The organism is Cryobacterium algoritolerans (assembly GCF_004402785.1).
GTDB lineage: Bacteria > Actinomycetota > Actinomycetes > Actinomycetales > Microbacteriaceae > Cryobacterium > Cryobacterium algoritolerans.
In genome coordinates this window covers 20,554-43,484 of record NZ_SOFP01000032.1, presented here as the reverse complement: position 1 = coordinate 43,484, position 22,931 = coordinate 20,554, and the positions used below count along the sequence as shown (strand labels likewise).

General features: G+C 68.1%; 13 protein-coding genes. 8 read left to right on the top strand and 5 right to left on the bottom strand.

All coding sequences use genetic code 11. The features are described 5' to 3' along the window. Positions 1-11 precede the first annotated feature (11 nt). The 7 genes from E3O19_RS06310 (at position 12) to E3O19_RS06275 (ending at position 14,660) form a co-directional block, all read left to right on the top strand. Positions 12-308 (top strand): transcriptional regulator, encoded by a 297-nt coding sequence (locus E3O19_RS06310; RefSeq protein ID WP_134566253.1) that lies wholly within the window; start codon positions 12-14, stop codon positions 306-308. Continuing rightward, entirely contained in the window at positions 305-760 is a 456-nt protein-coding gene (locus E3O19_RS06305; RefSeq protein WP_134566251.1) for a type II toxin-antitoxin system VapC family toxin, read from the top strand. The genes E3O19_RS06310 and E3O19_RS06305 overlap by 4 nt, the downstream gene beginning before the upstream one ends. Before the next feature lie 449 nt (positions 761-1,209). Further along, positions 1,210-2,895, top strand: coding sequence for a TIGR02677 family protein (locus E3O19_RS06295; protein ID WP_134566249.1), 1,686 nt, complete (start codon positions 1,210-1,212; stop codon positions 2,893-2,895). After that, entirely contained in the window at positions 2,892-4,064 is a 1,173-nt protein-coding gene (locus E3O19_RS06290) for a TIGR02678 family protein (RefSeq protein ID WP_134566247.1), read from the top strand. The genes E3O19_RS06295 and E3O19_RS06290 overlap by 4 nt, the downstream gene beginning before the upstream one ends. Then, positions 4,061-8,245, top strand: a complete 4,185-nt coding sequence (locus E3O19_RS06285) for a TIGR02680 family protein (protein WP_134566245.1) — start codon at positions 4,061-4,063, stop codon at positions 8,243-8,245. Before E3O19_RS06290 ends, E3O19_RS06285 begins: the two co-directional genes overlap by 4 nt. Beyond that, positions 8,242-9,486, top strand: coding sequence for a TIGR02679 family protein (locus tag E3O19_RS06280; RefSeq protein WP_198413871.1), 1,245 nt, complete (start codon positions 8,242-8,244; stop codon positions 9,484-9,486). The genes E3O19_RS06285 and E3O19_RS06280 overlap by 4 nt, the downstream gene beginning before the upstream one ends. 278 nt (positions 9,487-9,764) lie before the next feature. Beyond that, the gene (locus E3O19_RS06275) at positions 9,765-14,660 is read left to right on the top strand and encodes an NAD-glutamate dehydrogenase (RefSeq protein ID WP_134566243.1); all 4,896 of its coding nucleotides are present in this window, start codon (positions 9,765-9,767) and stop codon (positions 14,658-14,660) included. 145 nt (positions 14,661-14,805) lie between these two features. On the opposite strand, the gene E3O19_RS06270 is transcribed toward E3O19_RS06275, so the two are convergent. From E3O19_RS06270 to E3O19_RS17745, 3 genes are all read right to left on the bottom strand, one after another. Further along, positions 14,806-15,435 carry an MBL fold metallo-hydrolase gene (locus E3O19_RS06270; RefSeq protein ID WP_134566241.1) on the bottom strand — a complete coding sequence of 210 codons (630 nt, stop codon included), beginning with the start codon at positions 15,433-15,435 and terminating at the stop codon, positions 14,806-14,808. Beyond that, positions 15,435-16,529, bottom strand: a complete 1,095-nt coding sequence (locus tag E3O19_RS06265; protein WP_134566239.1) for an S-(hydroxymethyl)mycothiol dehydrogenase — start codon at positions 16,527-16,529, stop codon at positions 15,435-15,437. The genes E3O19_RS06270 and E3O19_RS06265 overlap by 1 nt, the downstream gene beginning before the upstream one ends. Before the next feature lie 356 nt (positions 16,530-16,885). Further along, positions 16,886-17,713: an ion transporter gene (locus tag E3O19_RS17745; protein ID WP_166804498.1), complete on the bottom strand. Its 828-nt coding sequence runs from the start codon at positions 17,711-17,713 to the stop codon at positions 16,886-16,888. Positions 17,714-18,023: 310 nt separating this feature from the next. Between E3O19_RS17745 and E3O19_RS06255 the strand changes: the two genes are divergently transcribed. Further along, positions 18,024-18,935 carry a DarT ssDNA thymidine ADP-ribosyltransferase family protein gene (locus E3O19_RS06255; protein WP_166804497.1) on the top strand — a complete coding sequence of 304 codons (912 nt, stop codon included), beginning with the start codon at positions 18,024-18,026 and terminating at the stop codon, positions 18,933-18,935. Positions 18,936-18,961: 26 nt separating this feature from the next. On the opposite strand, the gene E3O19_RS06250 is transcribed toward E3O19_RS06255, so the two are convergent. Both E3O19_RS06250 and E3O19_RS06245 read right to left on the bottom strand, forming a co-directional pair. Beyond that, the gene (locus tag E3O19_RS06250) at positions 18,962-20,392 is read right to left on the bottom strand and encodes a short-chain fatty acid transporter (RefSeq protein WP_134566233.1); all 1,431 of its coding nucleotides are present in this window, start codon (positions 20,390-20,392) and stop codon (positions 18,962-18,964) included. A 196-nt stretch (positions 20,393-20,588) separates the two neighbouring features. Then, positions 20,589-22,886, bottom strand: a complete 2,298-nt coding sequence (locus E3O19_RS06245; RefSeq protein ID WP_134566231.1) for a putative bifunctional diguanylate cyclase/phosphodiesterase — start codon at positions 22,884-22,886, stop codon at positions 20,589-20,591. Positions 22,887-22,931: the final 45 nt, after the last annotated feature.

Genomic DNA, 22,931 nt, shown 5'->3' with positions numbered 1-22,931 from the left:
GAATCGCTGCCATGGGACAAGTCACCTGGAGAGCGCCAGAGGCGTTGATCGAGCGCGTTCAGCATCTTGCTGCCGCGGAGGGTGTGAGCATGAATGCGTTCCTGTCGCGCGTTCTCACCCTGGCGACGGAGAGCGATGAGAGCGATCCGCTGGTCCTGCGCCTGCGCAATCGATTGCGGGCCGCCGGGATGCTGGCCGAGGGCGCGCCCACGGGGCCACGCCCGAGCAAAACAGACTTCGCGCGGGCCCGGGCGGCCGCAGGAGAAGGCATCGCCCTGTCTGACGTCGTCACCGGCCTACGGGAATGATCGCCTTTGCCGTCACCTCAGCAATTGTGAAACTGTATGCCGATGAAGAGGGGAGCGAGATCATCCGCTCCCTGGAGGCGATGCAGGTCAGCCAGCTCTGCCGGGTTGAAGTGCCGGCAGTGCTGTGGCGGAAGATTCGGATGAACGCGCTGACACAGCGCGACGCCCACGTGCTCGTGCGGGCGTTTGAGAACGACCTCTTCGGAGCGGACGGGCCGCTGGTTCCGCTTCGGATCTCCTCCGCGATTCTCGACGATGCCGCGACTCTCGTGGAGTCTTATGGCTTGCGCGCGTACGACGCCGTACAACTGGCCTCCGCCCGAACGGCACGCGAGATCGAGCCGGATTGCCGCAGCTTCGCGGCCTTCGACGACCAGCTTCGAGTGGCCGCGGCGGCGGAAGGATTCCAGCTGATTCCCGCCATTTCGATCGCGGGACGCGTTGACGCGTAAGTATTCGTCGGCGATTGGGCTTCGGGATGGGGGTCTCGATCGCCATACTTGTCGCACGCCGTGGGCCTCTGCTTTGCCGTGATCGTCGTGAATGTTCACGCGGGGATCGCCCGCCCAGGGTGTCTTGAAAACCGCGTGACTTGTGCCTTGTTTGCATGGTGCGCAAGTACTTCGCGCAGACTGTGAGTAGGTCTTCGAAGTCGACGTTGTGAGGACCATCGCGCATCTTCACGACGATGCTCGGAATCGAAGGCATGAATTGCGGTGTCACTATCGTCACCATTTCGGCAAGGATTTGAGAAGGAAAGCTGCCCGGCAGACAGGGCGTGCGCGTGTGGAGAACGTCTGCGCGGAGTGAACTCAGTGAGAGCGGATTGGCACAGGCCCGGCCGACAGCGGGGTCTGGAAGAGTGAGCGCGAAAGTCGGCGGCACCTGCTAGACAAGAAGTGTGACTTCGCAGCCGGTGCCAACATCCTTCAGCGTGTTCAGCCATCTGAACGCGCCGAACGCCGACGCCTACCGCCGGGTGCTGGGTGTCTTCGTCAAAGCGAAGGAACGTTTCCAAGTGCATCTGCGCCCGGATGATGTGCTCGCCGAACTCCGTCGTCTCCCCTCAGACGTGAGCGCCGTCCCCGACACCCTCACGATTGAAACGGTCACGGACGCGCTTGATTCACTGGTCGGCTGGGGCAACCTCGGCGCGTCCCCTGACACCAGCCGCGTCATGCAGGTCGAGGACTTCTATCGTAAGCGGCACCTGTTCCAGCTGAGTCAACCGGGCGAGGCCGCCGAACGCGCGCTGGAGCGTTTCGACGACATGCTCGGGCGGCGCGGCGCTCTTCAGGCGGTCGCGCTCGAGGACATCACGGTGACTCTGCGGCAATTCCTGACCTTGATCGACGCCGACCCGCTCGACCTCGGGCTGCTGCATCAGAGCCTCACCGCGCTCACCGCACGGTTCACCGAGCTCGCCGACAACGCCAGCGCCTTCATGGGGTCGTTGCAGCGAACGATCGACCTGACCGACACCGATGAAGACGCCTTCGTGGCGTACAAGTCGCGCCTGGTCGACTATCTCGATCGGTTCATCCAAGATCTCGCCGTGCGGGGTCCGCAGATCGCAACCTTACTGCTGAACGCCGAGGCCGAGCAGGTGGAGCGAGCGCTGCGCGCGCTCGCCCATCGCGACGCGGCGGCGGAAGCACCGGACCCGGATGACCCAGACTCATCGGTTGAAGCGGCGCGCCATTTCGGCGTGTGGGCCAACCGCTGGGAGGGATTGCGGGCCTGGTTCTTGTCTGGTGACGGACGGAACAGTCAGTCGAAGTTGCTGAGAATGGCTGCGCTCGCCGCGATCCCTGCGCTGCTTGATGCAGTGCAGGCGGTCAACGCGCGTCGCTCAGGGCGGTCCGATCGCTCAACCGACTATCTGCGGCTCGCACTGTGGTTTCAGGAGGCTCCCACCGACGAGGACCGACACCGGCTGGCACGCGCAACGTTCGGACTGTACTCCGCCCGGCATCTCACGGTAGACCCGGAAACCTGGCAGCGCTGGAGCGACGATCCGTCCCTGACCGGTGCGCCCTGGGCGGACTCCCCGCCGCTTGAGATCTCCCCGCAGCTGCGACGCACCGGCAGCTATGAACGCAAGGGACGACCGAACCAGGTGATCGACCGATCCGCCGCCCGCGCCATGCTCGCCCTGCAGGTGCGGCAGCAGGCCGAACAGATCGCGGCCGCCCGGCGCCGCCTGGCCACAGACGGCGAGGTGGAACTCAGCGCGCTTGCCGGGCTCGACAGCACCGCCTTCGGGCTGTTCCTGAGCCTGCTCGGTGATGCACTCGTGGCCAGGCGACCGCACGATGGCGTCGTTCGCACGGCATCCACTGACGGCACCATGACGATCGAGATGACTCCTTTACCCGGCGGCGAACCGGTTGCGCTCGAAACCGAGCGGGGCACCCTGTGGGGGCCGAACCACCTCGTGCGGATCAGCGATCTCACCCTGGTCCTCGAGGAACCAGGCGGTTCCGGCGCCGACCTTCCCGAGGTCGACGTTCTCGAAAACGACGTTCCCGAAAACGACGTTCCCGAAAACGTCGTTCCTGAGGACACTTATGCGAGGGCCCGGTGAGCGTCTCCAGCGTCGACGACCGCCAGCGGGCGGCGAGGCTACTGCTGCGCCACCCGTTGATCCGGTCGACCGATGAGGAACGTTATCGCCTCGTCCGCCGTTACTCGAGCGACCTCGAAGAATGGTTCGAGATCAACACCGGTTGGGCGATGCACGCGGACAGCGAGGTGGTGCGCCTCGAACGTGAACCGGCGACGGTGGCGGATCCGACGCATCCGTTTGCGACCCGCCGCGGAGGCGCGGTCCTTTCGCGTCGCCGCTACGTCCTCCTCATGCTTGGTCTTTCGGTGCTCGAGCGCAGCGATTCGCAGGTAGCACTCGGTCGTCTCGCCGAGCAGGTGATTGCAGCGGGAACCGCTCCGGAGTTCGCCGCGGCCGGTTTTTCCTTCGACCTCAGCACGCGGGAGGAACGCAGCGACCTGGTTGCAGCCGTGCAGCTCTTACTCGAATGGGGCGTGCTCGTGCGGGTGGCCGGTGATGAGCAGGACTTCGTGCACAAAACCGGCGATGCTCTCTACGACGTGTCCCGGAGGGTGTTGTCACAGTTGCTTGTCACGCGGCGTGGGCCGAGCACAATCTCGGCCCAGACGCTCGACGACCGGATGGTCGCGATGCGCGACCGTGGCGCCGCCCCCACAACGGAGCTGCGCAACCTCCGCCTCCGGCACACGCTCACCCGGCGCCTGATCGACGATCCGGTGCTGTACTTTGCTGATCTCGATGACGAGGAGTCCGCATACCTGCGATCCCAGCGGGCGGCCCTCTGCCGCCGCATCACCGAGTTCACCGGGCTGGTTGCCGAGATTCGCCGCGAGGGGATCGCCATGGTCGACCTCGACGACGACCTGAGTGACGTGCGGATGCCCGAGAAGGGCACTGAGGGCCACGTCACCCTGCTCGTCGCCGAGTTCCTCGCTCGTTCCGGCGTCGCAGAGCATTTCGTCGCCAGCCTGGTCGCCCACGTGCGTTCCATCGCGCCCGACTTCGCCAAGTACTGGCGGGCCAGTGCCCTCGAAGCGGATGCCGCAGCCGACCTGGTCGCGACGTCCCTCGGCCGGCTCTCGGCCCTCCGCCTCATCACTCGCACCGGCGACATCGTGCGGGTGCTGCCCGCTCTCGCCCGCTTCGCACTTGCCGAACCCACGATTCTCGGAGGCCGAAAGCCGTGACCCTCACACCATTCCCGCCGACCGCTGACCCGACGGCCGAGCATTCCGCTGAGCTCTCGAACGACACCGACACTGTGGTGCTGCCCGTTCCGACCAGCGAACGGTGGCAACCGCTGCGACTTGGTCTGGTCGACCTTTTCTACTACGACAACGAGGAGTTCCCCTTCGTTGACGGTCGTCTGCTCCTGCGCGGCAACAACGGTGCAGGCAAATCCAAAGTGCTCGCCCTGACGCTTCCCTTTCTGCTCGACGGTGACCTGTCCCCGCAACGCGTCGAACCTGACGGCGACCGGCAGAAGCACATGGAGTGGAACCTCCTGCTCGGCAACGAACACCCCAACAACGAACGCCTCGGCTACAGCTGGCTCGAATTCGGTCGCATCGATGCGAACGGCCAGGCGCTCTTCATCACGATCGGCGCCGGGATGAAGGCCGCTCGTGGTCGCGGCGTAACCAAGCACTGGTTCTTTCTCACCTCGCAACGCGTGCGCGAGAACCTCGAACTCGTCGATGGTAACCGGCTCGCGCTCGGTCGGGACCGGCTGGCCGCAGCTCTGGCCGATAACGGCCACGTCTACGACACCAAGGGCGAGTATCGGCGGGCGGTCGACGCGACGCTGTTCGGGCTCGGCGAACGCCGCTACGCGGAACTGATCGAACTGCTTCTGCAAATCCGCGCTCCGCAGCTGTCGAAGAAGCCGAGCGAGGCCGCGCTGAGCGAGGCGCTGACCCGCGCGCTCACGCCCGTCGGTGACGCCGTGATCAAATCGGTGGCCGACGGATTGCGCTCCCTCGACGAGGAGCGCGATGAGGTGCAGCAGCTGGCCGCCGCCCAAAAAGCCGTGCACGGATTCCTCGAGCACTACCGCGGCTACGCGCGAGTGATGCTGAAGCGCCAGGCCGAGGGACCACGCCGGGAACAATCCGAATACGACAAGTTCGGGCGTGCCGTGATCGAGACCACCGCGGAGCTGGAGGAGCTACAGCAGTCGCTGGGGCGCCTCGCGACCCAGACAAGCCTGCTGCGCGACGAACGAACCGCACTGGAGGCGGAACGGGAGGCGCTGCGCGATAGCGCCCACGCCGAGAGCGAGCGACTGCTCGAGCTGGCAGATGCGGGGGCCCGGACTGCCGCGGACCGCGCCGAATCGGCCGAGCAGGCCCTGACGAACGCGACCGCGACCCTGCGGCGCAGCGAGAAGGAAACCGGGGATGACCAGAGGGCATTCGACGACGCCGACAGGCACGTGCGCGAGGCGGCGGTCGCGGCCGGTTCCGCCGCACGCGAGGCACGACTCGACCATGAGCACGATGTGTTCACCGTCCTCCCGGCAGGTCACGGCGACCCGACAGACGAGCAGGCGCTGAGGAGCGACCGCACGGCCACGACGTCGCGCATTGCTGGCACCCGGGAGGCACTCGCGCGGGTAACCGAGCTGATCTCCGCGCTCGAGCGATCCGAAGCCGCCGTCGCCGAAGCCGACCGTCGGGAAGCGGAGACCGAGACCCGGCTTGCGGACGCCGCAGCGGAACGCGCCGCCGCCGACACTGCGGTCGAGAGCGCCGTCGACGGGTACATCTCCGAGGTCGAGATCGTGCTTGCAGGGTTGACCGAACTCGCGGTGTCGAACGACGCGTTCGCCATCTTCACGGAGTGGGTGCGGGTGCGTGCGGGCGAAAACCCGGCGACGCGTGCGCTCCGAATCCACGCGCAACGCGTGCTCTCCGATCTTCACGCCCAACGCGCCGCCGCGCATCAGCAACTGGAGGTTCTCCATGCGCAACAGGCGGCGCTCGGCGCGGAGATCTCCGCCCTGGAGCACGGTGAGTCGGTCGAGCCGCCCGGCGTTGCCACGCGCATCGCCACCCACCCCGGGACCGTTCCGCTGTGGAAGGCCGTGAGCTTTCGTCCCGAAGTCGACGCCCCATCTCGGGCCGGGCTCGAAGCAGCGCTGGAGGCGAGCGGCCTGCTCACAGCCCTGGTTCTTCCTGACGGCGATCTGCGCCGACCGGGCGACGGCCAGGTGATCCTGAGACCAGCGGATGCCGCGGCATCCGCTCGCACCCTGAGCTCACTCCTCGTGGCGGAACCTGCGGTGGACTCGCCGGTGACCGCGGCCACGATTGAGGCGGTGTTGCGCGGCATCGCCCTCGCCGACGGGAGCACCGACGATGGCGGCGACGAGGAGTCGGCCGCGGTGTGGGTGAGCACGACCGGGCGGTATCGCCTGGGCAACGCCCACGGCGCGTGGTCCAAGACCGCGGCCCGGTATGTGGGGGAGAGCGCCCGGGCGGCGGAGCGCGAGCGACGACTGCGGGAGGCGCAGGCCGAATTCGCGGCGATGGTCGAACGTCAGGCCGCGCTGGCCGCGGACGTGGCGCGCATGGCTGCCCGGGAGGGTGTCGTCGAGCGCGAGCAATCTGCGGTTCCGCACCCGCTGGCCCTCGAGGCCGCCGACCGTGAGACAACCAAGGCCACCGATCGCTACGCGGACCGAGAGCACGGCCGGGACGACGCTCGAATCCGAAGCGCCGCGGCCCACGAACAGAGGGGTCAGGTTGCCGCCGACCTCGCCGCTGACGCCGCGTCGTTGCACCTGCCCACGGACGCCGCCACGATTCGCAGTCTCGGCGCCGCCGTCAGCGACTACGAACGGCAGGCAGGACAGCTCTGGCGGGCCGTCGAGCGCCGCGCCGACACTGCACGTTCGCTGGCACGCTCCGTGAGCCGGCTCGCGGAGGCGCAGAGCGAGCATGAACGCGCTGCCGGGGAATGCGAGACGGCGCACGACGACGTCACCCGGCTCCGCAGCTACGCCGAATCATTGCGGGAGCAACTCGGGGCCGACGTGCAGGGTTACCGGGAACGGGTCGCGACCGTGATCGCGCGTTTGACGGAACTGAAAGGCCAACTGGCAGGGCTCGGCCGCGATCAGTCACACGACGAGAAGCAACAGGCGGTGCTCGAAGAACGCCTCCGGGGCATCCGTGCCGACCAGGAACGCACCCAATCGGCGCGGGTGGCTGCCGTTGCCACACTGGAGCGCACCACGGCCCTCGGCCTGGTGCGGGTCGCCGATCTTGCCGTCACCGAGCCGGACGAATCGAACGACCGGGAGTGGACCGTGACGCGGGGTGTGCAGTTCGCACGCGCGCTCGACGCGGCCCTGCCCGAGATCGACGCGTCCGATGAGCGCTACAACCGCCTGCAATCACAGGTGTTCTCCGAATTCACCGATCTGCAGCGCTCGCTCGGCCGCCACGGACACGAAGCGGCGTACATTCCCGGCGACGACGGAGTGCGGGTGGTGGTGACCTTCCGTGGCCGAGAGATGCTGCTCGTGGAACTCGCCGCCCAGCTGGGCGATCAGATCGACCAGCACATGCGGTTGCTCAGTGCCAAAGAACGGGAGATCATCCAGTCGCATCTGGTCACCGAGGTCGGTGCCCAGCTGTCCGAGTTGATCGGCGAAGCCGACGGGCAGATCGTGCAGCTCAACAACGAACTGCGCACCCGCCCGACCAGCACCGGCATGACCCTGCGGGTGCTCTGGAAGCCGCGACTCGACGGTCCGACTGGCCTCGCCGAGGCGCGCCGCGTGCTCGCGACCACCGCCGATGTGTGGAACGAAGCCGACCGGCTGGCGCTCGGAGAATTCCTGCAGGCGCGCATCGCGGAGGTGCGTGACGCCGACGAGGCCGGCAATTGGTATGACCACCTCAGCGACGCCCTCGATTACCGGCGCTGGCACCGTTTCACCGTCGAACGGCAACAGGGCGGGGCCTGGAAGCCGGCGACCGGTCCGGCGTCGGGTGGTGAGCGGGTACTTGCCGCGAGCATCCCCTTGTTTGCTGCCGCCTCGTCTCACTACCGGACGGCGGCGAACCCGCATGCACCGCGGATGATCATGCTCGATGAAGCCTTCGCCGGAGTCGACGACAACTCCCGGGCCAGTTGCCTCGGCCTGCTCGCCGAGTTCGACCTCGACGTGGTGATGACCAGCGAGCGCGAATGGGGCTGTTACGCCGAAGTGCCGGGGTTGTCGATCGCACAGTTGACCCGTTTCGACGGCGCGGACGCCGTTCATGTGCAGCGGTGGCGCTGGGACGGTCGACAGCGAACCGCAGTGGCCGAATCGGTCGCCGCCGACACTGTTGCGGCGTCCGGGAGCCTGTGGTGAGCGCCGACACGGATCGACTCGAACGAATCCGGCGCCTGCTCGGCACCCCCGAAACCGCCTGGCTGCTCGAACGGATGCGGTCCAGGCTCGACCAGAAGGGAACGCTCGAAGGCACGGTCAGCAAGCAGAACGCGAGCACGGCCGAGCGGATGGCTGTGGCTCGGTTGGTCGGGCGCACCGTCCGGTCCGGTTCGTCGGCGACGGTGTCCCTCGACCAGCTCGACGAGGCTCTGCGACGCGACGCGTGGGCCGACGGGCTGGCATCGGCTGTGGTGGCCCTCGTCGGTCCGGTCATCGGACCAGCGGCGCGCCGCGCGGGCCGGGAGAGCTGGCAGCAGGTCGCCGACATCCTCCGGGACGTCGCCGCCGAGCGCCCGGCGCTGACCTCCTGGGTGGAGAGCACGCTGAGATCGGGTGCACTCCGGCGGGCGACGACGACAGCGGATGCCGCGAATGCGTTGGCACTTCGTCTCGCCGCCCTGGCCGGTGAGCTCCCGGCCGAGGGCGAGGTGCTGGGGGTGCTGGCCGCACGTCTGTTCGGTGACGCCCACGCCCTGGACGCCCGGACGCCGCTCGGTTCGATCGCCACCGGACTCGCGGCGTCGGTTGCTGGCCTGCCCGCCGGGAACGGAGCAGGCTGGCGGCGCTCGGCCTGGCTGGCCTGCGGCGTCGTGGTGGACGAACTCTCGTCGACCGTGCTTGCTGTCGGGTTGCCGGGAGGCACGGGCTCACCAACCGCTCGGGCGCTGGCGGCACTCGCCGTGGCCGGCCAACCAGCCGTCCTCACCTATCGGCAGCTTGCGGTGGATGATGTCGGCATGGTGCCGCCGCTCGTCTCGGTCTGCGAGAACCCGGCGGTCGTTGCAGCAGCAGCGGACCGATTCGGTCCGGCCGCTTCGCCGCTCGTCTGTGTGAACGGGCAACCGGGAGCCGCGGTCCTCCGTCTTCTCACCAGCCTGGTGAATAGGGGCGCAACACTGCGATACCACGGTGATTTCGATGCGGGCGGGCTGGCGATCGCCCGCACCCTCGCCCGGAGCGCCCCGTGGGTACCGTGGCGCTTCCGCGCAAAGGACTATCGGGCTGCCTGCGAGGCGAGTGCCTCGACGTCGGAGTTCACCGGTGTCGTCGCTGAAACGACGTGGGACCTCGAACTCGCCATCGCCATGGATGAACTGCGCCTACGAGTGGAGGAAGAATCGGTGTTGTCGACGCTGCTCGACGATCTCAGTGTCGTCTGAGGGCCGGGGTGCGGGGTCTCGACGGACTCGACCACCGATGATTGAGCTTGTCGAAATCAGGCGACGGGGTCCCGGCGGGCTCGACCACAGGCGGGACAGGGTCCCGGCGGGCTCGACCGCCGGCGGTTTCCGCGCCTCGCCGGGCACCTGGTGTGCAGACTGCCGTCAACGAAACTACGATGGAAGTTCAAGCGGTCTCCACGTTCAACAGCGAGCGTAGATCAAGAATTGATGGGGGCTATTTGTCAATGTCGTCAAAATCCATGTCGTCAGAATCCATGTCGTCGAAATCCAGCGGAGCCGGTGCGCCCCTCGCGGACGCCACCCTCGAGGCATTCATCTCGGACTACTACGAGCACCTGGCGGGTGACGACGCGCTCGACTACAACCCCGCGGTGCTGCGGACACGCGCCGAGAACCACTGGCAGGTCGCCCGCACGCGGCGGCCGGGGCACGCGAACATCGAGATTCGCGATGAAGCCGACCGCAGCGTCGTCTACATCATCACGGACGACATGCCGTTCCTAGTGGACTCGGTCAACGCCGAACTCGTGCGCCAGCACGCGGCCATCCACCTGGTCGTGCACCCATTGCTCGTCGTGACCCGCAACCGCGAAACGCACGAGCTTGCCAGCGTCACCCGGATGCCGGCCAACGTGGGCGTCTCCAGCGGCGACACCTCCGCGATGCCGGACATCTCCCATCTGCTCGGCACCGAGGAGGACTCGCCCCACCTCGAGTCCTGGATCGCGATCGAGATCGAACGCGCCGGCGAGGAGGCGCACGGCCGACTTCTCCAGGGGCTGATCCGGGTGCTCGGCGATGTGCGCGCCGCCGTCGACGACTGGCGGCCCATGCAGGCCAAGGCCATGGCGATCGCCGACGCGCTCGACCGGCTGCCGCACGCCGAGGGCATCCAGGACATCCGGCAGGCGCAGGATCTGCTGCGCTGGCTCGACCTCGACAACTTCACCTTCCTCGGCTACCGGGAGTACGACCTCGAGTCCGTGGACGGGGAGGACGTGCTCACCATCCGCGACGACAGCGGCCTGGGCCTGCTGCGGTCCCCGAAGGACGGGCACGAGATCCAGCACCTCACCGAGGCCGGGCGCAGGATGGCGCGCGAACGGCGCGTGCTCGTGATCACGAAGGCGAATTCCCGCTCGAGCGTGCACCGCTCCGCCTACTTCGACTACATCGGCATCAAGAGCTTCGACGCGGATGGCAACGTCAACGGGGAACAGCGCTTCATCGGCCTCTTCGCCGTGAGCGCCTACACGAGTTCGGTGCGGGACGTGCCGATCCTGCGGGAGAAAATCGACGCCGTGCTGGCCGAGGTCGGCTTCCCGCCCGGATCGCACAGCGACAAGGACCTGCTCGGCATCCTGGAGACCTACCCGCGCGACGAGCTCTTCCAGATCGACCTGCCCACCCTGGTCACCACGGCCGTGGCCATCCAGCGGCTGCAGGAGCGCCGACGCACCCGGCTCTTCCTCCGACCCGATGCGTTCGGACGCTTCATGTCCGCCCTCGTCTACTTCCCCCGCGACCGGTACACCACGGCCGTGCGGCTGCGCATCGAGAAGGAACTCACCGACACCTTCAACGCGGAGTCCCTCGACTTCGAGGCCCGCATGACGGAGTCCACCCTGGCCCGCCTGTTCTACCGGATCCGGCTGCCGAAGGGCGCCATGGTCGGCGCGACCGACACGGTGCCGGTCGACGCCGCCGCGCTCGAGCGGCGCCTGGCGATGGCCGTGCGGTCCTGGCCGGAGGGCATCAGTGAGCAGCTGCGCGAGCAGTACCCGCTCGAGGAGGCGGAGCGCCTGTCGAACCTCTGGGCCGAGGCGTTCCCGCCGAGCTACCGGGTCGACTATGAGGTCGGCGACGCCCTCGTCGACATCGGCCGGTTCGAGGCGTGCGCCGCGAGTGTGACGACTGCGGCGACGACGGACGCCGGGGCATCCGTCACCGGCACGGCCCGCCCCGGCCTGCACGTGTACCTCTCAAAGAATGCCGCCGACCGGCCGGACGAGCACGCCAGGGTCGAGCTCTATCTGATGGAGCCGAAGAGCCTCAGCCAGCTGCTGCCATTCTTCCAGAATCTGGGCATCGAGGTGCTCGATGAGGTTCCGTTCGAGATTGAGACCGCCGACGGCCGGCAGTTCTTCCTCTACGACCTGGGCCTGCACTACCCGGCGGGGGTCGACCCGGTCGAAACCGGTGAGCTGCTCGCCGAGTTCTTCGGGGCGGCGATCGGCGGGGCCATCGAATCGGACGGCCTGGACCGCCTGGTTCTGCGCGAGGGCATGCCCTGGCACCGGGTCGTCATTCTTCGCAGCTACGCCAAGTACCTGCGCCAGATGGGAAACACCAACTCGTTCGGCTTCGTCGGCAACACCCTGGTCGACAACCCAATCGTGGCCGCGGCCCTGGTCGCGCTCTTCGAGGCCCGGTTCGACCCGGAGTTGTCTGAGGACGAGCGTGGCCGACGCACCGCGGAGGTGCGCGCGCAGCTCACCGCAGCCATGGAGCAGGTCGCCACCCTCGACGCCGACCGGGTGCTGCGCACCCTGATCAACCTGATCGAGGCCTCGCTGCGCACGAACTTCTTCCAGGCCAAGCCCTACCTGAGCATCAAGCTCGACCCGTCCAAAATCGAGGCGCTGCCGTTCCCGCGGCCGATGTACGAGATCTGGGTGTACTCGCCGCGGGTCGAGGGTGTGCACCTGCGCTTCGGCAAGGTCGCCCGCGGCGGTCTGCGCTGGTCGGACCGGCGGGAGGACTTCCGCACCGAGGTGCTCGGCCTGGTCAAGGCTCAAACGGTCAAGAACGCGGTGATCGTGCCCACGGGCGCCAAGGGCGGGTTCTTCGCCAAGAAGCTCCCCGATCCCGCTGTCGACCGTGCGGCCTGGCTGGCCGAGGGCATCACCAGCTACAAGACGTTCATCCGGGGTCTGCTCGACCTGACCGACAACCTGGTGCTGACGGATGCCGGCGAGCAGCTCGTGCCGCCGGCTCGCGTCGTGCGCCACGACGACGACGACTCATACCTGGTCGTGGCCGCCGACAAGGGCACAGCGACGTTCTCGGACATTGCCAACGGTCTCGCCGCCGAGTATGGATTCTGGCTCGGCGACGCGTTCGCCTCCGGCGGTTCCGTCGGCTACGACCACAAGGCGATGGGCATCACCGCCCGCGGCGCCTGGGAGTCGGTCAAACGGCACTTCGGTGAACTCGACGTCGACACCCAATCCGAGGAGTTCACCGTCGTCGGGGTCGGCGACATGTCCGGCGACGTGTTCGGCAACGGGATGCTCCTCTCGGAGCACATCCGACTCATCGCGGCCTTCGACCACCGGCACATCTTCCTCGACCCGAACCCCGACCCGGCCGTCTCGTTCGCCGAACGGCAGCGGCTGTTCGCGCTGCCGCGCTCCTCCTGGGCGGACTACGACGCGAGGCTGATCAGCACCGGCGGCGGGGTCATCCCGCGGCAGGCCAAGGTTGTGCCGATCTCGGCCGAGGTGCGCGCCGCGCTGGGGCTGCCGAGTGACACCACCCAGTTGAGCCCACCCGAACTGCTGCGCGCGATCCTGATGGCGCCCGCCGATCTGCTCTACAACGGCGGCATCGGCACGTATGTGAAGGCCGGCGCGGAGACGGCGGCGCAGGTCGGCGACAAGGCCAACGACGCCATCCGCGTCGACGGCCGCGACCTGCGGGTCAAGGTCGTCGGTGAGGGCGGCAACCTCGGGCTCACCCAGCTCGGCCGGATCGAGGCCGCCCTGAACGGCGTCATCCTCAACACCGACGCGATCGACAATTCCGCCGGCGTGGACTGCTCCGACCACGAGGTCAACATCAAGATCTTCGTCGACCGGATGGTCGCGGCGGGCAAGCTCACCGCGGCCGACCGCCCCGGCTTCCTCGCCGACATGACCGACGAGGTCGGCAGGCTCGTGCTCGAAGACAACGTCGACCAGAACATCCTGTTGCTCAACGACCGGGTGAAGGTCGCCAGCTGGAGCCCCAGCTATGAACGCCTGATGGATTGGCTGGAGGCCTCCGGCGACCTCAAACGCGAACTGGAGGCACTGCCGACGACCGCGACCCTGCGGGAACGCCTCGATCCGAGCCAGGGCGTCGGCAAGGGGCTGACCTCGCCCGAGCTCTCGGTGCTCGCCGCCTACGCCAAGATCGAACTGGCGACGGCGCTGCGGGACAGCGACCTCGCGGACGACCCGTGGTTCGGCGGCACCCTGCGTCGCTACTTCCCGAAGCAGCTGGCGGAGCGATTCGACGCCGAGCTCGACACGCATCCATTGCGTCGGGAGATCATCGCGACCGTCGTGGCCAACGACATGATCAACCTCGGCGGGGTGACGTTCGCGTTCCGCGCGATGGAGGAGACGTCGGCGAACCAGGCCGCGATCGCCCGGGCGTTCGTCGCCCTGCGGGAGATCTTCGAACTCGACGTGATGGTCGACGAGCTCAACGCCCTGCCGAAGTCGTTCCCGACCGAGCACTGGACGGCGATCCACCTGGACATCCGCCGGCTGCTCGACCGGGCCGTGCGCTGGCACGTCAGTCACGGCGGCAGCCAGCCGGTGGCCGAGGTCGTCGCACAGTACAAGCCGCAGATCGACCTGATCCGCGCCCACCTGGGAGATTATGTGCAGGGCGGGGACCTGTTGCGCCTGAAGGCGATGCTGGTCAAGGCGCACGAATGGGGTCTCCCCGAGGACCTCAGCCACCGCTGGACCGAACTCTTCGAGGCCTTCGCGCTGCTCGACGTGGCGAAGATCTCCGCCCAGGAAAAGGCCCCGATGACGGATGTCGCGGCGGTCTACTACGCAGCGTACGACCGGTTCGGCGTTGACAATCTGCTCGAACGCATCACCTTGCTGCCGCGTAAGGACCGGTGGCAGGCGCTGGCCCGCGCCGCGCTGCGGGACGACCTGTATTCAACGGTGGCCGACATGACGACGGCCGTGCTCGCCGCAACGGATGCCGGCGGTGCCGAGGAACGCGTACTCGCCTGGGAGGCGCTCAACGCCGAAAAGCTCGCCAGGGCCCGGAGCGTGTTCGAAGAGGTCAACGCGCTCGGGCAGGACGACATGGCGTCGCTCTCGGTTGCACTGCGGCTCCTGCGGTCGATCGTGCGGCAGTGAGCCTCGCGCCCGCGGCCCTGCCCAGCCGGGGCTAGTGGCCGCGGGCGATCCACTCGGACCCAGCCGGGGTTAGTGGCCGCGGGCGATCCACTCGGACCCAGCCGGGGCTAGTGGCCGCGGGCGATCCACTCGGACCCAGCCGGGGTTAGTGGCCGCGGGCGATCCACTCGGCAAGGTGCCCGGCCTCTTCGCCGATCGTCGTGGACTCGCCGTGGCCGGTGAGCACGACGGTCGAGGGGGGTAGGGTCAGCAGCCTGCCCGTGATCGACTCGATGATCGTGGGGAAGTCGCTGAACGACCGCCCGGTCGCGCCGGGTCCGCCGTGGAACAGGGTGTCACCGCTGAAAACGGTGCCCAGCGCCGGCGCGAAGAAGCAGACCGCGCCGGGGGAGTGTCCGGGCGTGTGCAGCACGTCGAGATCGATGCCGGCCACATGGATGTGCTGACCGTCTTCGAGCGGACGGCTCGGCGGGGCATCCGGGTAGACCCGGTCCCAGAGCACCATGTCGTCGGGATGCAGGTAGGTCGGCGCGGTGTGCGCGGCCTTCACCCCCGCGACGGCGCCGATGTGGTCGTCGTGCGCGTGCGTGCAGAGGATGCCCACCAGCTTGCGGTCGCCGACGGCCTGGAGGATGGCATCAACATCGTGGGCAGCGTCGATCACGACGCACTCGTCGTCGTCACCGACGATCCACACGTTGTTGTCCACGTTCCAGGTGCCGCCGTCGAGGCTGAAGCTGCCCGAGGTGAGGAGGTGTTCGATGTGGGCGGGCATCAGAGCACGACCACGGAGCGCAGCACCTCGCCGCGGGCCATCTTGCCGAAGGCCTCCTCAATGTGACCGATGCCGATCCGTTCGCTGACGAACTGGTCCAGCGGCAGCCGGCCCTGCAGGTAGAGGTCGGTGAGCATGGGGAAGTCCCGCTCGGGCAGGCAGTCGCCGTACCAGGACGACTTGAGCGACCCGCCGCGGCCGAACACGTCGAGCAGCGGGATCTCCAGCATCATCTCGGGGGTCGGCACGCCCACCAGCACGACGGTGCCGGCCAGGTCGCGGGCGTAGAAGGCCTGCCGCCAGGTCTCGGGGCGGCCGACCGCGTCGATGGCGACGTTCACGCCGAAGCCGCCGGTCAGCGCTTGCACGGCCGCGACCACGCCGTCCTCGTCAAGGTTGGCGGAGTCGATGGTGTGCGTCGCGCCGAGGGTCTGAGCGGTGACGAGCTTCTTCGCGTCACGGTCGATCGCGATGATCACGGATGCCCCGGCCAGCCGGGACCCTACGATCGCCGCGTTGCCCACGCCGCCGCATCCGATCACGGCGACCGAGTCGCCGTGGCTCACGTGGCCCGTGTTCATGGCGGCACCGATCCCGGCCATGATGCCGCAGCCGAGAAGGCCCACCGCCGCGGGGTCCGCCGCCGGGTTGACCCTGGTGCACTGCTTCGCGTGCACGAGGGTCTTTTCGGCGAACGCGCCGATGCCGAGCGCCGGGCTGAGCTCGGTGCCGTCGGTGAGCGTCATCTTCTGGGCCGCGTTGAACGTGTTGAAGCAGTACCAGGGTTCGGCCCGCTTGCAGGCCCGGCACTCTCCGCAGACGGCGCGCCAGTTGAGCACGACAAAATCGCCGACCTCCACATTGGTGACGCCGGCACCGATCACGCTGACCCGGCCGGCAGCCTCGTGGCCGAGCAGGAAGGGGAAGTCGTCGTTGATGCCGCCCTCTTTGTAGTGGAAGTCGGTGTGGCAGACGCCGCAGGTTTCGATGTCGACGATGACCTCGTCGGGGCCGGGGTCTGGAATCACGATGTCGACGAGCTCAACGGGTGCGCCCTTCGACCGAGCGATGACGCCGTGAACGGTAGTCGACATGGAACTCCAAATCTTCGCCTCAGCAGGCGGTCGGGGAATCCCCACAGACTACCCAATCGTGCTGGCACGCAGCCGTGCCGGCACGCAACCATGCTGGCGCAACCGGGTCGGTACCCAGCCGTGCGGTGCGCGTCAGGCGGCGAATTCCTTGCATCTGCTGCACCACCAATAACCGCCCACAGGCTCCATTATCTCGAAGCAGGAGATGCAGGTTGGTCGGGGCAACAGTTCATCGGGGTGCATAGAGTCGCTCAATTTCGTTACGGACCGCGACTCCCCAGACCGTAACGGACTTTCGCTCATCTTCAGGATAGGCAGACCGGGAACCTCCTGTCCAGAGGCGTTCGGCCTCCGTCTCAGTCGGTATCGGCGCTCGGATTCGCCGTGCCGGCCCTGCCGGGCGCCCCGTCGGCTGCCTGCCCGGACTCACCGCCGCGCCCGGCGGCGAGGCGGGCGACCATGGCCTTGAGCTCGGCGATTTCGGCCGCGAGGATGTCGAGTTTGTCCTCGCTGACGTCGAGTTCGGCCTTGATCTCCTCCTCGGCCGCGCGGTTGGCCGAGGCGAACCAGGCCGCGATGAACGCGGTCAGCGTGCCGATCAGGGCGATCCCGGTGGCGACGAGCCCCACCGTGACGAGCCGTCCCTCGGCCGTCACCGGGTAGAGGTCGCCGAATCCTACGGTGGCCATCGTGACGAATGACCACCACCAGCCCTCCCAGACCGAGTGGATGTTCGCCCCGGCGGCGCCGCGCTCGGCATCCGTGACCGCGAGCCCGGCGATGAACCAGACCGACACCGCGGTGACGGCCGCGTAGGTCATCACCCGGTTCTTGAGCTTCTTGCTCACCCGGCGGGCGGAGAGGATCACAATCGACAGCACGCGCAGGGCCCGCAGCGGACGGAACAGCGGCAGCGCCACCACGACCAGGTCGAGCAGGTGGGTGCGCACGAATCGCAGCCGGTCGTGCGCGAGGGAGAAACGCACGATGAAGTCGACGGCGAAGGCCGCCCAGGTGCCGATCTCGATCCACTCGAGCAGCAGTCGCCAGCCCGGGCCGATCTCCGGAGCCACGATCGGCGCGGCATAGGCCAGCAGGAACGCGAAGCCGAGCACCAGTAGCGGTCGGTCGGTCGACTGTTCCCAGCGCAGGCTGCGGGTGAGGGGCACCTCAGCTTCAGACACCCGATGCCTCCTGCCCGGCCTTCGTTGGCCACCGCGCCCGGACGACGCTCCGGTGTGGAGTGCCGCAGCCGCGAACCTTGCCCGCGCGGCGTGTTGACCCCATCGTATTCCGCTGTGGTCTGGATGCGACCGAGTGTGTCGGTTCAGGCCAGCAGGTACAGGTGCCGGATGCGGTGGGTCGGCCCGTGCTGCCCGCCAATTGCCCAGATCGGTCACCATTCGGCCCGAAACCCCCGTACCGTTGATATGTGGTCTTCGAGCATGGGTCTTGAAGCGGTGGGGGCCACGAAATACGAAAGGTTTTTTGCGCTTGAGCGACGAATGTATCCACGGACTTGAAGGCGGGCTCTGCGCCCTGTGTTTCCCGAAGGCCGCCCCTGAAATCACGGCGGTCGCGCCGGCGCCCCGGGCCAGCCGGGCCAAGGCATCCCGCGCCCCGTCGCTGCGGAGCTCGCCGTCACCGCGCACGGTGACGCTGGGAGCGCCGAAGCCGGTCGGGTCCGTCAAGGTGGCCGCCACGGCCAGGGCCGTCGCCGACAGTGTCGGCGAGCAGCGCATCTATCACCTCACCCACATTCGCAACCTGGCCGGCATTCTCGAGAGCGGCGCCCTGCTGGCCGATACGAGTGAGGCCTGGACCACGCGCCCGGCCGTCGACATCTCATCGGCGCCGAACCGGGACACCCGCCGCACGGTGCTGGTCGCGGGTGACGGCAGCGCGAGCGTGGCCGGCTACGTGCCGTTCTTCCTCTCGCCGAATGCCCGGCTCTGGGATGGGCTCCTCACTGGAACGGCTGATCCCCGCCTCTCCGCCGACGCTCACACTGCCGAGATCTTCGATTTCGTCATCCTGGTCAGCACGGTCAAGAAGCTCCGTGACGCCCACGTCGCGGCCGCGGTCGAGGAAGAGGCCGAGGCTGTCGCTGCGGTCGTGGTGACTGACGGCGACGCCGCCGGCACCCTGACCCGCATCGGCGCCACACCGGAGAGCTGCGACTCCCTGCTCCGCCGTCTGCGCGCGGATGCGGAATCCGATGCGATCCTCCGCGCCGAACTGCTCGTCGCCGAGACGTTCCCGTTCGACCTGGTCACTCTCGTCGGCGTTGCCAACGACAAGGTGCGCGATGAGGTGCGGGGCATTCTCGCTACCTCGGCGCACCGGCCCAAGGTCGCCGTGTACCCGCCGTGGTTCCACGCCGCGGAGGCGGCGACCGCGCTGTAGCCCATGCGTTCGGCGCCCCGGCCCGGTCAGGGCAGAACGGGGGCGACGAACGCGAACGTCTCGCCGAGCAGCCAGACGAGCACGAGCACGACCGGCAGATGGAAGATGAACTGCAGGAACGTGAATCCGACGAGATCCCTGGCCTTGAGCCCGAGAACGGCGAGTAGGGGCAGCATGAAGAACGGGTTGACCAGGTTGGGCAGCGCCTCGGCCACATTGTAGATCTGCACCGTCCAGCCCAGGTTCATCTGGACATCCGTCGCCGACTGCATGACGTAGGGTGCCTCGACCAGCCACTTGCCGCCGCCGGAGGGCACGAAGACGCCCAGTACCACGGTGTACAGGGCGATGATCACGGCGAAACCGCCGTCGCCGCCGATCGAGGTGAAGAACTCGGCCAGGTGCTGCGAGACGGTGAGGCCGCCGTTGCCCACCGCCCGGGTGAGGATCGCCGCCATCGCAGCGTAGAGCGGGAACTGCACCAGGATGCCGGCGGTGGCCGGGACCGCCTTGGACACGGCCTGGAGGAAGTTGCGCGGTGTCCCGTGCAGCACCAGGCCGAGCATGAGGAACACCAGCAGGTAGCCGTTGAGGCTGCTCACCACGGTGAGGATCGGCAGGGTGAGCAGCTGGGACACCAGCCAGCCGAGGGTGAGCAGGCCGGCCAGGACGGGCAGGATGCGGCTGTACTCGAGCCATTCGCCCGGGCGGGTGCGCGGCGCCGCCGGCTCCGGCCTGTCGTCCAGGTCGACGCCGAGGTCGTGCGCGGTGCGGATGGCGTCGCCGCGCGGGGCCGAGAAGTGCGCCACGGCCACGGTGAGGGCGATGATGACGGCGCAGAGGGTGAGGGATTGCCAGGTGAAGATGGTGCTGCCGAAGTCGAGGATGCCGGTGACCTCGAGCAGGGCCGGCGGGAGCGACGCGGCGGTCGCCTGCAACTGCGCGGCCGACGAGGACATGCCGAGCGCCCACACGGCCCCGAGCCCCATGAACGCGGCGGCGCCGAGCGCCCGGTAGTCCACCCGGAGGTCGGTGCGGCGGGCGATGGCCCGGGCGAGCAGGCCGCCGAAGACGAGGCTGAGCCCCCAGTTCACGAACGAGACCGACATCGAGAGCAGGGCCACGAAACTGACGGCACTGGCTGCGGACTGCGGCACTGCGGCGAGGGTGCCGATCAGCCGGGCCACCGGTGGCGACGTGGCGACGACGTAGCCGGTGAGCACGACCATAGCCATCTGCAGGGTGAACGCGGTGAGGTCCCAGAACCCGGTGCCGAAGGACTCGACGATGGTCTGCGGGTTGGAGCCGTTGGCGAGGGCGGCCAGGGCCACCAGGAACACGCCGACGAGGGCGAAGACGTAGGCGTCGGGGAACCATTTCTCGGTCCAGCGGGCGAGGACCTGGGCCACTCGGGCCAGTCCTCTTTCGGTGTGGGTGTCGGGCAGGACGGAGGTCACGGAGAGTCTCTCTTCTTTGAGCGATCGGTGCGGCGCGTCGTTGCTCGGACCGCGCCGGCATCTCTACCCGTTCGCGTACTGTCGCCCGAACGGGGGTGACCCGTCACTGGCAGGCTAGGGGCGGAAGTGACAGGAGTCAATTCGACAGTGCCCCTTCGTCAACCTGGTGCGCCGGTGTCAACCCGGCACAGCTGCGTCAGATCGAGACGCGTATGTCGTCCTCGGTGTCCTCGGTGTCGTCGGTGTCTTCGGTCCGGAAGGACGCGCCGCGGTCCGCGAGCCAGGTCACCAGCTCGCCCGCCGGCACCGGCCGGGAGATGAAGTACCCCTGGGCCTGGTCGCAGCCGTAAAGCGAGAGCTCGGTCAACGCGTCGGCGGTTTCTACTCCCTCGGCCACCATGCGGAGATCGAGGGAGTGGGCCAGGTCGATCGTGGAGGCCACCAGGGCGGCGGCGCGCGGGTCATCCTGCATCGGGGTCAGGAACGACCGGTCGAGCTTGAGTTCGTCGATCGGGAGGTCGCGCAGGTACGCGAGCGAGCTGTACCCGGTTCCGAAGTCGTCGACGGAGATGCGCACGCCCGTCGCCCGCAGGCGGGTGAGGCTGGCCCGGGCGAGGTCGTAGTCCTGCATCAGGTACTCCTCGGTGATCTCGAGGATGAGCACGGAGGCAGGAAGCCCGCGGGCCTCGAGCATGGCGGCGATCCGCTCGGGCAGTGCCGCGTCGAGCAGGGAACTGGGAGACAGGTTGACCGAGATCGACAGGCGGATCCGGCGCAGCATCCACACGGCGGCCTGGTCGAGGGCCTGAGCGAGCAGCACGTGGGTCATTTCGTGCATCAGCCCGGCCTCTTCGACCAGTGGCAGGAAGTCCACCGGCTGGAGCAGGCCGCGACACGGATGGTTCCAGCGCACCAGTGCCTCGACGCTGCGCACTTCGCCGGTCTTCAGCTCGAGTTTCGGCTGGTAGTGCAGAACCAGCTGGTCGGTCTTGATGGCCACCCGCAGTTCGTGCAGTGTGCGTAACCGGGTGCCGAAGTCGCTGTCGTCGGCGCTCGTGTAGACGTGGTAGCCGGCCCGCGAGGACTTGGCCTTGTACATCGCCATGTCCGCCTTGCGCAGCAGACCGTTGAGATCGGCGCCCTGGTCCGGGTAGCAGGCGATGCCGATGCTCATATTGGTGTGCAGGGCGATGCCCTCCAGCATGAAGATTTCGGCGATGGCCGCACGCAGTACGTTCGCGGTCACGATCGCGTCCTGTGCGTCGGCCTTCGCGAGGAGGACGGCGAACTCGTCTCCGCCGAGCCTGGCGAGCAGGTCGCCGGGGCCGAGCTGGCGGGTCAGCCGGAGGCCGACCTGGATCAGCAGGCGGTCTCCGACGTCGTGGCCGAGGCTGTCGTTGACCTCCTTGAACCGGTCGAGGTCCATCAGGAGCAGGGCGGTGCCGGACCTGGTGGCAGCCGCCAGCCGCACCGTCGACTCAGAGTAGAGCGCCCGCCGGTTCGGCAGCCCGGTCAGTTCGTCGGTGCGAGCCTGGTGACGCAGTACCCGCTGCCGGAAGGCCAATGGCACGGTGGCCAGGGTCATCGTGAGCGCCGCCAGCACGACGGCGAGCGTCGACACGTGCGTGCGGGTGCCAAGGATGAGCACGGCGAGCCCGGCGGCCGTGGCGAGGCCCGGCATGAGCAGGGCGGAGCCGGCGAGGGGAGTGCGGCTTCGGGAACCCTCCGGGCGAACTGAGGCGTACACCCAGAGCGCGATCAGGGCGAGACCGCCGGCCCAGCAGATCTCCAGCGGGGCGCGCGGGAGGGAGAGAGCGCCCGAATCGGTGAGGAAGTAGACGATGTCGGCGCCGGTGAAGACGGCCAGGCCTGCGACCAGCAGCATCCATCGCCGGCCGACGAAGAGGCCGCGCGAGGTGGCCAGGCCCGCGAGGGTGGCCGCCAGGAGGATGTCCAGCACGGCGTAGGCGGTCACGATCGTGCCGCCGAGCGTTTCGGGCCCTTTGGTCGCGGACTCCGCAAGGGGGCCGAGGATCACGACCAGGATGGTGGCGGTGCCGGACGCACCGACGGCGCAGTCCAGCAGCACGGTGCGCGAGAGCCCCTGGAGCTGCCGGTGAACCAGCACGCCGAGTGCCCCGAGCATCAGCGTGTAGAAGACAAGATAGCCCGCGTCTGAAGGTGACGGGAACGGCGGGACGCCGCTGTTGTGAACGACGAAGTAGAAGTAACTGTCGGCGACGGCGTTCACCGTGATCCCGGCGGTGGCGAGGAACATCTCCCCGCGCCGCCCGTCCACCGTGAGCAGCGCCAGCCAGCAGACGATGGCCGGTACCCAGCGGGTCAGTGTCGCGAACACGTTATCGAAGAGCTCGCTGTCGGCGTCGCCCTTCAGGATCAGGCCCACCGTGTACGCCGCGACCAGGGACCCGAGCAGCCAGGCCGGCCAGCTGGCGTGCCAGCGGAAGGCGGCGGCCAGCGCGGACTTCGTCATGGATTGTACTTTCGGTCGCACTGGATTCCCCCCGATGTGTTTCAC

Bases quoted from the DNA above. Each gene is read 5' to 3' on its own strand.
- E3O19_RS06245 (WP_134566231.1), bottom strand. From the start codon at position 22,886: ATGACGAAGTCCGCGCTGGCCGCCGCCTTCCGCTGGCACGCCAGCTGG.
- E3O19_RS06305 (WP_134566251.1), top strand. From the start codon at position 305: ATGATCGCCTTTGCCGTCACCTCAGCAATTGTGAAACTGTATGCCGAT.
- E3O19_RS06275 (WP_134566243.1), top strand. From the start codon at position 9,765: ATGTCGTCGAAATCCAGCGGAGCCGGTGCGCCCCTCGCGGACGCCACC.
- E3O19_RS06310 (WP_134566253.1), top strand. From the start codon at position 12: ATGGGACAAGTCACCTGGAGAGCGCCAGAGGCGTTGATCGAGCGCGTT.
- E3O19_RS06265 (WP_134566239.1), bottom strand. From the start codon at position 16,529: ATGTCGACTACCGTTCACGGCGTCATCGCTCGGTCGAAGGGCGCACCC.
- E3O19_RS06270 (WP_134566241.1), bottom strand. From the start codon at position 15,435: ATGCCCGCCCACATCGAACACCTCCTCACCTCGGGCAGCTTCAGCCTC.